The 16,438-nt window shown below is 57.3% G+C and carries 15 protein-coding genes; 13 read left to right on the top strand and 2 right to left on the bottom strand.

Annotated elements, in window-relative coordinates:
* The first annotated feature begins 85 nt into the window (after positions 1-85).
* The 11 genes from flgB to flgL all read left to right on the top strand — a co-directional run bounded on the left by flgB (position 86) and on the right by flgL (position 10,076).
* Positions 86-499 carry a flagellar basal body rod protein FlgB gene (gene flgB / locus LZU96_RS12595; RefSeq protein ID WP_031376556.1) on the top strand — a complete coding sequence of 138 codons (414 nt, stop codon included), beginning with the start codon at positions 86-88 and terminating at the stop codon, positions 497-499.
* A 2-nt stretch (positions 500-501) separates the two neighbouring features.
* On the top strand, positions 502-906 hold the full coding sequence (flgC, locus tag LZU96_RS12590) for a flagellar basal body rod protein FlgC (RefSeq protein WP_031376557.1): 405 nt from the start codon (positions 502-504) through the stop codon (positions 904-906).
* Positions 907-918: 12 nt separating this feature from the next.
* Positions 919-1,593: a flagellar hook assembly protein FlgD gene (gene flgD, locus LZU96_RS12585; protein ID WP_233984641.1), complete on the top strand. Its 675-nt coding sequence runs from the start codon at positions 919-921 to the stop codon at positions 1,591-1,593.
* A gap of 26 nt (positions 1,594-1,619) precedes the next feature.
* Entirely contained in the window at positions 1,620-2,894 is a 1,275-nt protein-coding gene (gene flgE / locus LZU96_RS12580) for a flagellar hook protein FlgE (protein WP_233984640.1), read from the top strand.
* A gap of 20 nt (positions 2,895-2,914) precedes the next feature.
* On the top strand, positions 2,915-3,673 hold the full coding sequence (locus tag LZU96_RS12575; protein WP_233984639.1) for a flagellar basal body rod protein FlgF: 759 nt from the start codon (positions 2,915-2,917) through the stop codon (positions 3,671-3,673).
* A 17-nt stretch (positions 3,674-3,690) separates the two neighbouring features.
* A complete protein-coding gene (gene flgG, locus LZU96_RS12570) occupies positions 3,691-4,473 on the top strand; it encodes a flagellar basal-body rod protein FlgG (protein ID WP_233984638.1) in 783 nt (260 codons plus the stop codon).
* A 60-nt stretch (positions 4,474-4,533) separates the two neighbouring features.
* Complete coding sequence (locus LZU96_RS12565) at positions 4,534-5,244, top strand: flagellar basal body L-ring protein FlgH (RefSeq protein ID WP_031376561.1); 711 nt, start codon at positions 4,534-4,536, stop codon at positions 5,242-5,244.
* A 9-nt stretch (positions 5,245-5,253) separates the two neighbouring features.
* Positions 5,254-6,363 (top strand): flagellar basal body P-ring protein FlgI, encoded by a 1,110-nt coding sequence (locus LZU96_RS12560; RefSeq protein WP_233984637.1) that lies wholly within the window; start codon positions 5,254-5,256, stop codon positions 6,361-6,363.
* Positions 6,363-7,322, top strand: a complete 960-nt coding sequence (flgJ, locus tag LZU96_RS12555) for a flagellar assembly peptidoglycan hydrolase FlgJ (protein ID WP_233984636.1) — start codon at positions 6,363-6,365, stop codon at positions 7,320-7,322. Before LZU96_RS12560 ends, flgJ begins: the two co-directional genes overlap by 1 nt.
* A 124-nt stretch (positions 7,323-7,446) precedes the next feature.
* On the top strand, positions 7,447-9,096 hold the full coding sequence (flgK, locus tag LZU96_RS12550; protein ID WP_233984635.1) for a flagellar hook-associated protein FlgK: 1,650 nt from the start codon (positions 7,447-7,449) through the stop codon (positions 9,094-9,096).
* Between the two features lie 14 nt (positions 9,097-9,110).
* Complete coding sequence (gene flgL / locus LZU96_RS12545) at positions 9,111-10,076, top strand: flagellar hook-associated protein FlgL (RefSeq protein WP_233984634.1); 966 nt, start codon at positions 9,111-9,113, stop codon at positions 10,074-10,076.
* 169 nt (positions 10,077-10,245) lie between these two features.
* Here flgL and rne read toward each other — a convergent pair whose 3' ends face one another.
* A complete protein-coding gene (gene rne / locus LZU96_RS12540; protein WP_233984633.1) occupies positions 10,246-13,641 on the bottom strand; it encodes a ribonuclease E in 3,396 nt (1,131 codons plus the stop codon).
* A gap of 572 nt (positions 13,642-14,213) precedes the next feature.
* On the opposite strand from rne, the gene rluC reads away from it, so the two are divergent.
* Complete coding sequence (gene rluC / locus LZU96_RS12535; RefSeq protein WP_233984632.1) at positions 14,214-15,170, top strand: 23S rRNA pseudouridine(955/2504/2580) synthase RluC; 957 nt, start codon at positions 14,214-14,216, stop codon at positions 15,168-15,170.
* Positions 15,171-15,183: 13 nt separating this feature from the next.
* Here the strand turns inward: rluC and LZU96_RS12530 are convergent, their stop codons facing one another.
* Positions 15,184-15,771 (bottom strand): Maf family protein, encoded by a 588-nt coding sequence (locus LZU96_RS12530; RefSeq protein ID WP_233984631.1) that lies wholly within the window; start codon positions 15,769-15,771, stop codon positions 15,184-15,186.
* 140 nt (positions 15,772-15,911) lie between these two features.
* Here LZU96_RS12530 and yceD point away from each other — a divergent pair, with 140 nt between their 5' ends.
* Positions 15,912-16,433: a 23S rRNA accumulation protein YceD gene (yceD, locus tag LZU96_RS12525; protein WP_094120386.1), complete on the top strand. Its 522-nt coding sequence runs from the start codon at positions 15,912-15,914 to the stop codon at positions 16,431-16,433.
* Positions 16,434-16,438 lie beyond the last annotated feature (5 nt).

Here is a 16,438-nt window from a genome sequence, read left to right as displayed (position 1 = left end):
ATGGGTTTTTGGCCTTATTCAGACGATCACCTCTTGCTTTTCCAAATTAAGCTGCCAGCTCGAAATTCTCATTTGCGGAGGAACCATGCTCGACAAACTGGATGCGGCGCTGAAATTTGGTACGGAAGCCCTCAACCTGCGTGCTCAACGTCAGGAGATCCTGGCGTCAAACATTGCCAACGCCGATACCCCTGGTTATCAGGCCCGGGATATCGACTTTGCCAGCGAGCTGAGTCGGGTGATGGCCAATGGTCGTGCGGAAGGCAGCAGCATGGCGTTAAAAGTCACGTCAGCTCGCCACATTGAAGCACAGACCAACTCGGCACCGTCGATGGATATGCTCTATCGCATTCCCGATCAGCCAGCCGCCGACGGCAACACAGTAGATATGGACCGTGAACGTACCCAGTTCGCGGATAACAGCCTGAAATATCAAACCGACCTCACCCTTATCAGTAGCCAGATCAAAGGCATGATGAGCGTGTTACAAGGGCAATAATTATGGCCTTGCTGAACATTTTTGACATTGCCGGCTCAGCGATGACCGCGCAATCACAGCGATTAAACGTCAGTGCCAGTAACCTGGCCAACGCCGACAGCGTTACCGGCCCGGATGGGCAACCCTACGTCGCTAAACAGGTGGTGTTTCAGACCGATGCGGCACCTGGCGCGGCCACCGGCGGCGTAAAAGTGGCGAAGGTGGTCGACGATCCGACCCCGGCAAAACTGGTGTATGACCCAGGTAACCCGATGGCAGATGCCAAAGGCTACGTGAAGATGCCGAACGTGGATGTGGTGTCTGAGACCGTCAACACCATGTCAGCGTCGCGCAGTTACCAGGCTAACGTCGAAGTGCTCAACACCGTGAAGTCGATGATGATGAAAACCCTGACGATCGGGCAATAACGGAGAAAAATTATGGCTATCGCGGTAGGCGTTAACGAGAAGCTGGACCCCACGGTCCTCAGCTCTTCCAGCACCAGTGGCACCGGCAACAGCGCGCAGGATCTGCAGAATCAGTTCCTCACCATGCTGGTGACCCAGTTACAGAACCAGGATCCCACCAATCCGATGGACAACAGCCAGCTGACCACTCAGCTGGCGCAGATCAACACCCTGAGCGGAATTGAAAAACTGAACACCACGCTGGGATCGATCTCCGGCCAGATCAGCACCAGCCAGTCGCTGCAAAGCTCCACGCTGATTGGGCATGGCGTAATGGTCAACGGCTCGCAGGTACTGGTCGGCAGCGGCACCACCACGCCGTTTGGTGTTGAGCTGGCGTCGGCCTCAACCGCAACCGCCGCCACGATTAAAGATGCTAACGGCTCGGTGATCGATACCGTTGACCTCGGCGCACTCAGCGCTGGCGTTCATACCTTCTCGTGGGACGGCAAACTGAGCGACGGCTCCACCGCGCCAGACGGTAAATACAGCGTTGCGATTGCGGCAAGCAATGGCAGCACACAACTGGTGGCACAACCGCTTAACTACGCCTACGTCAATGGGGTAAGTACCGCGAACGACACCACAAAACTGGATCTCGGCACCATGGGCTCCGCTTCCCTTGACGAAGTACGTCAGATTCTCTGATTAACCTGTAGACAGGAGACACACACATGTCATTTTCCCAAGCGGTCAGCGGCCTTGGCGCTGCCTCAAGTAACCTTGATGTCATCGGTAACAACATCGCCAACTCCGCGACAGCGGGTTTTAAATCAAGCACCATCGCCTTTGCCGATATGTTTGCCGGTTCTAACGTCGGCCTCGGCACCAAAGTTGCTGCGGTGATTCAGAACTTTAACGACGGTTCGACCACCACCACCAGCCGTGGCCTCGACGTCGCGCTGAGCGGCAACGGTTTCTTCCGTATGACGGACACCAGCGGCGCGGTTTACTATTCGCGTAACGGTCAGTTCACACTGGATGCCAACCGTAACCTGATCAACACCCAGGGTCTGAACGTGACCGGTTATCCGGCCAGCGGCTCACCGGCCACCATCCAGGCGGGCGCAAACCCGGTTGCGATCAGCATTCCGACCGAGCAGATGCCGGCACGCGCGACCACCACCACCGGCCTGGTTGCGAACCTGAACTCCACTGACACTGCCCCGACGGTCACGACTTTCTCGACCGCCAACGCCGACAGCTATAACAAAAAGACCACGGCGACCGTGTTCGACTCGCAGGGTAACGACCATGCGCTCGACATGTACTTTGTCAAAGACACCGCCAGCAACAGCTGGACCGTGCACGCTATCGACGCCAACACCGGCTACTCCGCGGGTGACTTCAAAATGGCATTCGACACCAGCGGCAAACTGACCAGCATGGACAAGCTGGACGCCAATGGCGCCGTGGTCAGCAGCAGCACCGATGGCACCGTAGGCTTAACCCTTAACGTACCGGCACCAGGCCAGACTGCCGCCGCTAACGGCGCGGTGGCCAATCAGCCGATCACCCTGAGCATGCTGGGCAGCCTGCAGCAGAACACCGGCAGCACCACCTTTGGCAGCCCGACTCAGGATGGTTATGCGCCTGGCGATCTGACCAGCTACGCCATCAACGATGACGGCACCATCACCGGCACCTACTCCAACCAGAAAACCCAGCTGCTGGGTCAGATCGTCCTGGCAAGCTTCTCTAACCCGGAAGGCCTGCAGTCACAGGGCGATAACGTCTGGTCTGCCTCTAACGCTTCAGGTCAGGCGGCGATTGGTCTGGCGAACACCGGCACCTTCGGCTCACTGACTGCCGGCGCGCTGGAAGCCTCTAACGTCGACATGAGTAAAGAGCTGGTGAACATGATCGTGGCGCAGCGTAACTATCAGGCGAACGCGCAGACCATCAAAACTCAGGACCAGATTCTTAACACGCTGGTTAACTTACGTTAATTCGCTAACAGGATTGCTTTATGGATCACGCGATATATACCGCGATGGGCGCGGCCAGCCAGACGCTGGATCAGCAGGCGGTTACCGCCAGCAACCTCGCCAACGCCTCAACGCCAGGCTTCCGTGCGCAGCTTAATGCGCTGCGTGCGGTGCCGGTCAATGGCTGGTCCCTGCCGACCCGCACGCTGGTGACGGCGTCAACGCCAGGCGCCGATATGAGTCAGGGCACCATGGATTACACCGAGCGCCCACTCGACGTGGCGGTGCAGCAGGATGGCTGGCTGGCGGTGCGTACCGCTGACGGCAGCGAAGCCTATACCCGCAACGGCAACATGCAAATCAGCCCGAACGGTACGCTGACGATTCAGGGCAATCCTGTGATGGGTGATGGCGGTCCGATTGTGATCCCGCAGGGATCGGAAATCACCATTGCCGCCGACGGTTCCATCACCGGCCTGAATGCCGGCGATGCGCCGAATGCCACTGTCCAGCTCGGTAAGCTCAAGCTGGTGCGCGCCACCGGCAAAGAGGTGCAGCGCAGCGACGACGGCATGTTCCGTCCGACAGCGGCCACGCAGGCCACGCGCGGTGCGGCGTTGCAGGCTGACCCTACCATGCAGGTGATGCCTGGCGTACTGGAAGGCAGCAACGTGAAACCGGTGGAAACCATGGTCGACATGATCGCCAACGCCCGACGTTTTGAGATGCAGATGAAAGTCATCACTAACGTCGATGAAAACGAACAAAAAGCCAACCAGCTGCTGAACATGAGCAGCTAAGGCGCGAGGATAACAACATGATTCGTTCTTTATGGATCGCGAAAACCGGTCTTGATGCACAGCAGATGAACATGGACGTGATTGCCAACAACCTGGCAAACGTCAGCACCAACGGCTTTAAACGTTCGCGTGCGGTGTTCGAAGATCTGATGTATCAGACCATGCGTCAGCCGGGCACCCAGTCGTCAGAACAGACGACGCTGCCTTCTGGCCTGCAGATTGGTACCGGTGTCCGTCCGGTGACCACTGAACGTCTGCATACCCAGGGCAACCTGTCGCAGACCAGCAACTCGAAAGATATCGCGATTAATGGTCAGGGCTATTTCCAGATTCAGATGCCGGATGGCACCTCGGCTTATACCCGTGACGGCGCTTTCCAGGTCGATCAGAACGGCCAGCTGGTGACCAACTCCGGTTTCCCGGTGCAGCCAGGCATCACCATTCCGGCCAACGCCACCAGCATCACCGTGGCGCGTGACGGGGTAGTGAGCGTGACGCAGCAGGGACAGACCCAGGCGACCCAGGTCGGCCAGTTAACCCTGAGCACCTTTATGAACGATGCCGGTCTCGATAGCGTGGGTGAAAACCTCTATCAGGAAACGCAGGCATCGGGCGCCCCCACCGACAGCACCCCTGGCCAGAATGGCGCGGGTCTGCTCTACCAGGGCTATACCGAAACGTCGAACGTCAACGTGGCGGAAGAGCTGGTCAGCATGATCCAGACCCAGCGCGCCTATGAAATCAACAGCAAAGCGATCAGCACCTCCGATCAGATGCTGGCGAAACTGACTCAGATTTAATCCACAGCAGGGCCAGCTCCGGCTGGCCTGAAGAACAGATATTGATAAGGTCGTGACTCCGTGGCGAAGCAACAGATTCTCAAGCCTGGACATTGGTTAGTCGCCTCGTTGCTGCTAACCCTTAACGGTTGTGCACTGGTACCGCGTACACCGCTGGTAGAAGGGGCGACCACGGCGCAGCCGATGCCGTCCGCGCCACCGGTGGTAAACGGCTCAATTTTCCAGGGCGTTGCGCCGCTCAACTACGGCTATCAGCCGCTGTTTGAAGATCGCCGCCCACGCAACATTGGCGACACTCTGACGATTACGCTGCAGGAAAACGTCAGTGCCAGCAAAAGCTCCTCGGCGAATGCCAGCCGCGATGGCAGCAACAGCTTCGGTTTAAGCGCGGTTCCGACCGGGCTGGCAGGACTGGTGGGTGCCGGTGGCGAGAAAGCCAACTTTGGCGCCGAAGGCAAAAATGATTTCGCAGGTAAAGGCGGCGCCTCCGCCAACAACACCTTTACCGGCACCATTACCGTCACCGTGGATCAGGTGTTGTCGAACGGCAACCTGCACGTGGTGGGCGAGAAACAGATCGCCATTAATCAGGGCACGGAGTTCATTCGCTTCTCGGGCGTGGTTAACCCACGCACCATCAGCGCCAGCAACGCCGTGTTATCTACCGCCGTCGCCGATGCGCGTATTGAGTACGTCGGAAACGGTTATATCAATGAGGCGCAGACCATGGGTTGGTTGCAGCGTTTCTTCCTGAACATCTCGCCGATGTAAGAGGTTTCAATGAAAAAGTTAACGCTGTTGCGAATCGGAGTGGCGCTGCTGCTGGGCGTCAGCCTGCTGGCAAAGGCCGATTTAATTCGCGATCTGACCACCGTACAGGGCGTGCGTGAAAACCAGTTGCTTGGCTATGGCCTGGTGGTCGGGCTGGACGGAACCGGTGACCAGACCACCCAGACGCCGTTCACCACCCAGACGGTGAGCAACATGCTGTCACAGCTCGGCATTACCGTGCCGACCGGCACTAACATGCAGCTGAAAAACGTGGCGGCAGTGATGGTGACCGCCAAACTGCCGGCGTTTGCCCGTCAGGGACAGACGCTGGACGTGGTGGTGTCGTCACTGGGTAACGCCAAAAGCCTGCGCGGCGGTACGCTGCTGATGACCCCGATGAAAGGGGTCGATAACCAGGTTTATGCACTGGCGCAGGGTAACATCCTGGTCGGCGGTGCGGGCGCGTCGGCAGGCGGCAGCAGCGTGCAGGTTAACCAGCTGAACGGCGGCCGGATTACCGGCGGGGCAACGGTTGAGCGGGAACTGCAAAGCAACTTTGGCTCGCAGAACACCATCAACCTGCAGCTGAACAGCGAAGACTTCTCAATGGCGCAGCGGATTGCCGATGCGATTAACGCGCGTGGCGGTTACGGTGCCGCCCAGCCGCTGGATGCCCGAACCGTTCAGATCCGCGTCTCACCGAATAACGGTGCCCAGGTGCGTCTGCTGGCGGATATCCAGAACATCAACGTTTCGATACCGGTTGAGGATGCGAAAGTGATCATCAACTCCCGTACCGGTTCCGTGGTGATGAACCGCGAAGTGACGCTGAATCAGTGTGCGGTGGCGCAGGGTAACCTGTCGGTGACCGTCAATCAGCAGCAGAACGTCAGTCAGCCAGATACGCCGCTGGCCGGTGGTCAGACGGTAGCGACCACCCAGACCCAGATCGATCTGCGTCAGACCGGTGGCGCGCTGCAGCGTGTTAATGCCAGTGCCAACCTGAACAACGTGGTGCGTGCGCTGAACGCGCTGGGCGCATCGCCTATTGAGCTGATGTCGATTCTGCAATCGATGCAGAGCGCCGGTTGTCTGCGCGCCAAACTGGAAATTATCTGATGACGGATACGCAATCTCTGATGAGTGCGGCTTACGACAGCCGCTCACTGAACGAACTGAAACACCAGGCCAGCGGCGATCCGAAAGGGAAAGCGCTGCAGGTCGCCCGTCAGGTCGAAGGGATGTTTGTACAGATGATGCTGAAAAGCATGCGTGAGGCGTTGCCGCAGGATGGAATGATGAGCAACGAACAAACCAAACTTTTTACCTCAATGTACGATCAGCAGATTGCGCAGGAGATGGGCAAACGCGGCCTCGGACTGGCGGAAACCATCGTTAAGCAGATGCAGCCCGCCACCGCACCGGATGAGAAAGCTGGCACGGTGCCGATGAAGCTGGATAACAGCTTTATTCTCAGCACCGTCGGCGCGGTGCAACAACCGGCGCAGCAGCTGGAGCAGATGGTGCGCAAAGCCATGCCGCGTCTGCCGGTCTCGTCACCGACCGGCCTGCCAACCGACAGCCGCGAGTTTATTGCGCAGCTGACACAACCGGCGCAGGCCGCCAGTCAGCAGAGCGGTATTCCGCACCATCTGATTCTGGCGCAGGCGGCGCTGGAGTCGGGCTGGGGCCAGCGCCAGATCCTGACCCGCGATGGCAAGCCGAGCTACAACGTATTCGGCATTAAAGCCAGCGGTGACTGGAAAGGCGAAACCACCGACATCATGACCACCGAATATGAGCAGGGCGAAGCGAAGAAAGTGCGCGCCAGCTTCCGGGTTTACAACTCCTATTTCGAAGCGCTGACGGATTACGTCAAACTGATTACCAATAATCCCCGCTATGCCGCCGTGGCTAACGCGTCAAGCGCCGAGCAGGGCGCGCAGGCACTGCAGGCGGCGGGTTACGCCACCGATCCCAAATATGCACAGAAGCTGGTGGGAATGATTCAGCAATTCAAGAACATGGGCGAAAAAGTCGTTAAAGCCTACAGCCAGGATTTAGGTGACCTGTTCTGATCATTTAGCCTCAAGTTTCACTTAAGCACGCCGATAACACCATCATAAGCCAGATGCGTTTTCGCCTGCTGGCGCCCACTTTGATGACTGCCAGCCCGGTTGACGGGGAATGTAAGGAACCGAGATGTCCAGCATAATTAACTCCGCGATGAGCGGATTGAGTGCCGCGCAGGCCGCCCTGAGCACCACCAGCAACAACATTACCAACTACACCGTGGCGGGCTATTCACGCCAGACCACTATTCTTGCCCAGGCTAACAGCACCCTGCAGGGCAACAGCTACTATGGCAACGGGGTTAACGTGACCGGCGTTCAGCGTGAATATGATGCGTTTATCGCCGCCCAGCTGCGCGGCTCCAGCGCGAACTACAGTGCGGTAAGCACCCAGTACAGCCAGATTTCTAACATCGACGATCTGTTATCGACCTCGACCACCAGCCTGTCGACCTCGATTCAGAGCTTCTTTACCAACCTGCAGAACGTGGTCAGTAACGCCAACGATCCGTCGGCGCGCCAGTCAATGCTGAGCAACGCCCAGGGGCTGGTCAGCCAGTTCCAGACTACTTCGCAGTATCTGACCAGCATGCAGAACAGCGTTAACAGCGACATCGGCTCCAGCGTGGATAAGGTCAATACCTACACCACGCAGATTGCGGATCTGAACAAGCAGATCGCCAGACTGACGACCGGCACCGGTACCGCACCGAATGACCTGCTGGACAAGCGCGATCAGCTGGTCAGCGACCTGAACAATGTGGTCGGCGTGACCGTGTCGGAGCAGGATGGAAGCTATAGCGTTTCAATGGCGAACGGCCTGACGCTGGTCAACGGCACCAAATCAAACCAGCTGGTGGCCATGACGTCCAGCAGCGATCCGACCCGCACCACCATTGGCTATGTGGACAAACAGGCCGGTAATGTTGAGATCCCGGAAAAACTGATTACTACCGGTTCGCTCGGTGGCCTGCTGGCGTTCCGCTCGCAGGATCTCGATCTGGCGCAGAACCAGCTCGGCCAGCTGGCCGCTGCCTTTACCACCAGCTTTAACACCGTGCATAAGCAGGGCTTTGACAGCAACGGGGATCAGGGCGTCGATTTCTTTAATATCGGCACGCCGACCGTGGTGAGTAACAGCAAAAACAGCACCGCAGCCTCGGTGACCGCTGAGTGGACCGATACCAGTGCGCTGAAAGCCTCTAACTACACCCTGAGCTATGACGGCAGCAACTGGACCGCGACCCGTGCGTCTGACGGCGTCTCCGTCGCCATTAACCGGATCAACGAGAGCAACGGCGACACCACGCTGAGTTTTGACGGTCTGAAGCTGACCGTCGGCTCCACCCCTGCGCCGGCTGCCAAAGACAGTTTCCTGGTGAAGCCGGTACAGAACGCGATTAACGACATGTCAGTGGCTATCACCAGCGAATCACAAATCGCCGCTGCCGGTGCAACAGGTGGCGAAAGCGATAACCGTAATGCGCAGAAACTGCTGAACCTGCAGGACAGTAAACTGGTGGGCGGCAACGCCACGCTGGCACAGGCTTACGCCAGTATCGTCAGCACCGTCGGCAACAAAACCAGCTCGCTGGAAACCACCAGCACCACGCAGGAAAGTGTGGTCAGTCAGCTCACCGAACGGCAGCAATCGGTCTCCGGGGTTAACCTCGATGAAGAGTACGCCAACCTGACAAAATATCAGCAATATTACATGGCAAATGCGCAGGTACTGCAGACTGCCAGCACCATCTTTGATGCATTGATCAATATTCGCTAAGGGTAGGGGATAGCATGCGAATCAGTACAAATATGATATTTAACCAGCAGGTGCGTGGAATTACCGACTCGCAAGCCTCCTGGCTGAAAGTGGGCGAACAGCTCTCCAGTGGCCGCCGCGTCACCAATCCATCGGACGATCCGATTGCCGCCTCACGCGCGGTGGTGTTGTCGCAGACGCAGTCGCAGAGCAGCCAGTACGCGCTGGCGCGTACTTTTGCTAACCAGGGATTATCGCTGGAAGAAAACGCGCTGAAAGGCGTGACCGGCAGTATTCAGGATGCGCAAACGCTGATCGTCAATGGTTCAACCGGCACGCTGAGTGACGATGACCGTGGCTCGATTGCGACCCAGCTCGAAGGGATCCGCGCCCAGTTACTCAACCAGGCTAACAGCCAGGATGCCAACGGTCGTTATATCTTTGCCGGTTACAAAACTGACAGCGCGCCGTTTGTAGATGGCGCCGGCACTGGCGTGAGCTATGCGGGCGGAACCGATGCTATTACTCAGAAAGTGGACAGCAGCCGCAGCATGACCGTCGGCCATACCGGTGACGATATCTTCATGGCGATCACCGGCAATGCCACCAAAGAGCCGGACGGCAGCGCCAGCGAAACCAACCTGTTCGCCATGCTGGATAGCGCCATTGCCGCGCTGAAAGTGCCGCAGGATGATGCGGATGCCGCCACTAAACAGACGTTCCAGGATGCGATGGATAAAACCAACCGCGGTCTTGGCAACTCGCTGAACAACGTCTTAACCGTGCGCTCCGAAATCGGGACTCAGCTGTCGGAACTCGATACGCTGGATGCCCAGGGCGACGATCGTAACGTGATTTACAGCTCGCAGATGAGCGACCTGGTGGATGTGGATTATACCCAGGCGATTTCCAGTTACACCATGCAGCAGACGGCGCTGCAGGCGTCGTACAAGACCTTTACCGATATGTCTAAGATGTCCCTGTTCCAGCTGAATTCATAATCTGACCTGAAAATTTGAGCGTACTTTAACCGGGTGCGCTTAGTTTCTCCCATCCTCCTGATAAAAGAGGGTGGGATTTTTTTTGCCTGTATGCCAGCTGAGCCACAGAAAACAGGCATAAAAAAACCCCGGCTTGCAGGCCGGGGTCAGGTTCAGAGCAAGGTCAGCGTTATGGCTTAGTCGCTGGTGCCGTGGCCTGATGGGTAGCCGCGTGACCGCCAGCAGAACCACGTCCATCGAACTGGTACGGAGAACGTACCCAGTCGCTGTGACGTGCCGGTTCTGGCTGCCAGACCGGCGCAGGCGCTTTGGTCATTGGCGCAGAAGCGAAGTGCTTCCAGCGGGTGACATCTGCGGCGACGGCAGGCTCAGCAGCGGCAACCGGTTCAGCGGCAGGCTCAGCAGCAACCGGCGCTGGCGATGCTGCCACCGGTGCAGGTTCAACGTCACGTGCCGCGACAGGCGCATGAGGCTCAGTGCTTAACACCGTCTCAGCGTCGGCTGCGATCGGGGCATTCAGCACTTCTTCTACCTGTGCTTCAGTTTCACGGCTGACTTCGACCGGGGCCTGTTGAGCCATCTCTGCGGGCTGTGCCGCTTCATCACTCTGTGCAGCATCGGGCATTTCGCTTACCGGCTCAGCAGGCTGTGCCTGAGCAGCGATGGTTTCAGCGATCGCTTCAGCCGCGGCTGGGATCACAGACGGCTGATGATCAACCGGTGCATCGATCGCACGGGTATCGTCAGTGTTCACCACCGGCACCGGCGTTTCGGCCTGCGGTTCAGCCTGCTGCACGGGGGCGTCCTGTGACGCATCTGATTCAACCGCAGCAGCAACCGGCAGTGCAATGGCGCCTGCGGTCTCTTCACGGCTGTAATCTGGCGTTTCCTGAACGGCATCCTGCACTACCTGCTCTTCGCTGGTCTGGCTGACCGGATAGCGTACCCACACTTTACCGGAGGCCATTTCTGGCGACGCGGCTGCAGCCGCCAGAGGCATGGCTGACTGGGTTGGGTAACGCTCATCACGATAACGACGACGACGCTGACCGCTGACGCGCAGATGACGTGGCGAACGGCGTGAGCGACGCGGCATATTGGCGTTATCACGGCTGTCGTTATCATCCTGCTCTTCGATCTGTGGGGCTTCGGTTGGCAGTACGTCGGCCGCTGGTTGCGGTACCACACGCGCTTCAGTCGGCACGGCAATATCCATGGCTTCTGCAGGCAGTGGCTGACGATTATCATCAACGCGGACTTTCTGGCTCAGCTGACGCGGCTTACGACGCGGCATCACCTGCACGCGTTCGTCATCCTGCGCTTCAGGGGTTTCAGCTACAGCCTCGGCAACCACTGGCTGCTCGGCAGCTTTCGCGGCTTCCTGCTGGGCGCGTTTCTCTTCCTGACGACGACGCTGACGTTCAGCACGTTGCTCACGACGCTGTTGCTGCTGCTCGTCGCGCTGCTGACGGGCTTCTTCGCTCAGTGCCGGACGCTCTTCACGCACCTCGTTAGGCTGAGACTGACGCTTGTTGCGACGGTTATCATTGCCTTCACGTGGCTCACGGTTTTCGCGCGGCTCGCGGCTCTCGCGTGGTTCACGGCTTTCACGCGGCTCACGCGGTTCGCGGCTTTCACGTGCCTGACCATTTTCACCGTTACGCGGCGTACGCTCACGACGGTTGTTATTGCGACGGTTGTTGTTGCGACGATCGCCGCGCTGATTTGCGTTCTCTTCTTCGCTTTCCGGCGCTTTCTTCGGTTCTGCAACTTCAGGCGTAGCTGGCGTTGCCGCAGGGGCGTCTTCGCCACCGAACATTTTCTTCAGCCCACCGAACAGGCGGCCAAGGAAGCCGGTGCTGACGGTTGCTGGTGCCGCGACGGTTGGCGCTTTCGCTGCCGGTTGCGCTTCAGCGCGTGGCGCTTCGGGTGCAACTTCAACCGGTGCAGGAGGCGCATCAGGCATGACAAAGGCCGCCAGCGCTGGCTGCTCAGGACGACGACGTTCGCCGTGCTCCTCTTCCGATGGCAGCGCCATTTCAGCTTCATGCAGCTTCGGCAGATGGTAGCTCAGCGTCTGGGTCTCTTCACCTTTACGTACGCGCAGCACGGAATAGTGTGGGGTTTGCATCTTGTCATCTGGAACAATGATGGCCCGCACGCCGCCCTGGCGTTTTTCAATGGCATTGACCGCTTCACGCTTCTCATTCAGCAGGTAAGAGGCCACCTGAACTGGCACGATGGCGTGCACTTCTTTGGTGTTATCTTTCAGCGCTTCTTCTTCAATCAGGCGCAGGATCGACAGCGCCAGTGATTCGTTATCACGAATGGTGCCGGTGCCGCTACAGCGTGGGCAGACGTGATGGCTTGATTCACCTAACGACGGGCTCAGACGCTGGCGTGACATCTCCAGCAGGCCGAAGCGAGAAATGTGGCTAATCTGGATACGCGCACGGTCCTGACGCACCGCTTCACGCAGACGATTTTCTACCGCGCGCTGATGGCGGACCGGCGTCATATCGATAAAGTCGATAACGATCAGGCCGCCGAGGTCACGCAGACGCAGCTGACGGGCAATCTCGTCTGCCGCTTCAAGGTTAGTGTTAAACGCTGTCTCTTCGATATCGCCGCCGCGCGTAGCGCGTGCTGAGTTGATATCAATTGCGGTTAACGCTTCGGTGCTATCGATCACAATCGAGCCGCCGGAAGGCAGGCGGACTTCACGCTGGAAAGCGGATTCGATTTGCGATTCGATCTGATAGTGGCTGAACAGCGGGATTTCACCGGTGTAGAGCTTAATTTTGCTGCTGAAATCCGGACGGCCCAGCGCAGCGATATGCTGACGCGCCAGTTCCAGTACTTTCGGATTATCAATCAGGATTTCGCCGATGTCCTGGCGCAGATAGTCGCGGAATGCACGAACGATGACGTTGCTTTCCTGATGAATCAGGAACGGCGCCGGACGGTTTTCAGCGGCTTTTTTAATCGCTTCCCAGTGTTTCAGACGGAAGCTCAGATCCCACTGCAGCGATTCGGCAGATTTACCGACACCGGCGGTGCGGACGATCAATCCCATGCCTTCCGGCAGTTCCAGCGCCGACAGGGCTTCTTTCAGTTCGGTACGATCGTCACCTTCGATGCGACGGGAGATACCGCCTGCACGTGGGTTGTTCGGCATCAGTACCAGATAGCTGCCCGCCAGAGAGATAAAGGTGGTCAGCGCAGCGCCTTTATTGCCGCGTTCTTCTTTATCGATCTGAACAATGACTTCCTGACCTTCACGCAGCACGTCTTTGATATTCGGACGACCATGCGCGTTGTAGCTGGAGGGGAAATATTCGCGGGAGATTTCTTTTAAAGGGAGGAAACCGTGACGCTCTGCGCCATAATCGACAAACGCAGCTTCAAGGCTGGGTTCAATGCGAGTGATTTTACCTTTGTAAATGTTGGCTTTTTTCTGTTCGTGTCCTGGGCTTTCGATATCCAGATCGTACAGACGCTGACCGTCAACCAGGGCAACGCGCAACTCCTCCTGCTGAGTTGCGTTTATTAACATTCTTTTCATCGTGACTTACTCGTTATTCTTTCATGAGTGATTACAGCTGCGGGCATAGTTACCCTGGACGAGTATCAACCGATGGCCCCGTGACTTAGTGCAATGTCGTCAGCCTCACGGCTGTCGACCGCGCGAGGGGCGCAAATAACGTCGGTGGCCTGTTTTTCATAAGGGAAAACAGCACCAGATAGTGGAAATGCCTGAGAGAAATAAAAAACCCGTGCACTCCATACTGCTGTCCAGGCCGCAACCCGCAGCCCGCTAAGTGCCTGATTTCGCATTACGTCTTACGCCATTGCTGCGTGTCTGCTCGATCCGGCAAAATGACAATTTCGCTCTTTTTCTGCCCTGAAACCCTTCAGGTAAGAAACTTAAGCATTATTCCATTGCTAACCTTCATATAGCAAGGCGACTTTAGCCAGCTTGTGAAGTTTCTTTACATTTAGCACCATAATATATCGGGTCAAGCGCCAGGTTGTTGAAAAAGCCAGCAGCCGGGCCGCTTATCGCGACACTAACCCCAGAGTTAAGCACAGAAAAAGGGGTGGCGCTATCAGGGGACACTATTTAGAATCGCCGCCATGAAAACAGAGAATCCGGGCGTACAATTTGTCGCCATCACGGCTGAAAATGCCGGACAACGCATTGATAACTTTTTGCGCACCCAACTGAAAGGTGTGCCGAAAAGCATGATTTATCGCATCGTACGTAAAGGCGAGGTGCGGGTGAATAAAAAGCGCGTCAAGCCGGAGTACAAGCTTGAGGCGGGTGATGAGGTCCGTATTCCGCCGGTGCGGGTCGCCGAGCGCGATGAGGATGCCGTCTCACCGAAGCTGGCTAAAGTCGCCTCGCTGGCCGATGCCATCCTGTATGAAGATGAATCCCTGCTGGTGATGAATAAGCCGTCCGGCACCGCAGTGCACGGCGGTAGCGGGCTGAGCTTTGGGGTCATCGAGGGATTACGTGCCTTGCGGCCCGAAGCGCGCTTCCTGGAGCTGGTTCATCGGCTGGATCGTGATACCTCCGGCATTTTACTGGTGGCGAAGAAGCGCTCGGCGCTGCGTTCTCTGCATGAACAGCTGCGCGAAAAGGGGATGCAGAAAGATTACCTGGCGCTGGTGCGCGGTAACTGGCCTTCACACCTGAAAGTAGTGCAGGCGCCGCTACTGAAAAATATTCTGCAGAGCGGCGAACGTATCGTGCGCGTCAGCAGCGAAGGGAAACCGTCAGAAACCCGCTTTAAAGTAGAAGAGCGTTTTGAGTTTGCCACGCTGATTAAAGCCAGCCCGGTGACCGGGCGTACGCACCAGATCCGCGTCCATACTCTCCATGCTGGCCACCCGATTGCTTTCGACGATCGCTACGGGGAGCGTGAGTTCGACAGCCAGCTGGCCTCAACCGGCTTAAAGCGGCTGTTCCTGCACGCTGCGGCGCTCACCTTTACTCATCCCGGCACCGGCGAAGTGATGCGGGTGGAAGCACCGCTGGATGACGGCCTGAAGCAGTGCCTGCTCCGGCTACGTCAGCTAAAAGCGTAATTGCGCGCTGGCATCACGCCGACAGCGGATTGATGCCGGCTTGCCGTAACATGCCGTTGAGCGCGATCAGCGGCAGTCCCACCAGCGTATTGGGATCGCGTCCCTCTAACCGATCAAACAGACAAATCCCCAGGCCTTCACTTTTGAAACTGCCGGCACAGTACAGCGGCTGTTCCTTCTCTATATAGGCAGCGATCTCCGCTTCGCTAAGATCACGAAAGTGCACCACAAAAGGCTCACAACATTGCATCAGTTGCTGACTGGCGGGGTGAAAAAGCGCCAGACCGGTATAGAAGGTGATGCGGTTGCCGCTGGCGGCGCGTAGCTGCGCCCGGGCATTCTCCACGGTGTGCGGTTTACCGGTAATCATCCCGTTCAGCACGCAGACCTGATCGGAGCCGATGATCCAGTGATCGGGGTAGGCCTGAGCCAGCGCTTTTGCTTTCGCGACGGCAAGGCGTGAGACCAGCACTTCCGCGGTTTCACCGGGCTGCGGGGTTTCATCCACCTCGGGGGCGGCGGTGATAAAGGGCAGGCCCAGCTTGTCTAATAACGCCTTGCGAAAAGGCGAGGTGGAAGCTAAAAGAATCGATGTGGTCATTTTTTTTCAATAGTGATAGCGAATTGGTGACAGTCATTTTAAACTGTGCGCCGCACTGGATGCGAATAGTGGTTGAAAGATGCTGTTTAACGGCCTTTTTCTTTGACTCTATGACATTACAAAGTTAATATGCGCGCCCTATGCAAAAGGTAAAATTACCCCTGACGCTGGACCCGGTCCGCACCGCTCAAAAACGCCTTGATTATCAAGGTGTCTACACATCTGTACAGGTGGAGCGCGTGGCCGAGTCAGTAGTTAGTGTGGACAGTGATGTGGATTGTGCCATGTCGTTTGCAGTTGACAGTCAACGTCTGGCGGTACTGACGGGTACAGCTGAAGTACAAGTGACGTTGCGTTGTCAGCGCTGCAACCAGACCTTTCCTCATCATGTACACGTAAGTTATTGCTTCAGTCCTGTCTCTTCTGAAGAGCAGGCCGAGGCATTGCCGGAAGCGTACGAGCCGGTCGATGTCAACGAGTTTGGTGAGATCGATCTGCTGGCAGTTGTCGAGGATGAAATCATTCTCGCGCTGCCGGTCGTTCCGGTACATGATTCTGAACACTGTGAAGTGTCCGAGGCGGACATGGTCTTTGGCAAACTGCCTGCAGAGGCGGAGAAACCAAATCCATTTGCCGTATTAGCCAGTTTAAAGCGTAAGTAATAGGA

The sequence above is a fragment of the Pantoea agglomerans genome (assembly GCF_021397715.1).
In the GTDB taxonomy this organism is placed as follows: domain Bacteria; phylum Pseudomonadota; class Gammaproteobacteria; order Enterobacterales; family Enterobacteriaceae; genus Pantoea; species Pantoea astica.
The sequence above is the reverse complement of the archived record's forward strand: the minus strand, read 5'-3'. Positions and strand labels throughout refer to the sequence as shown.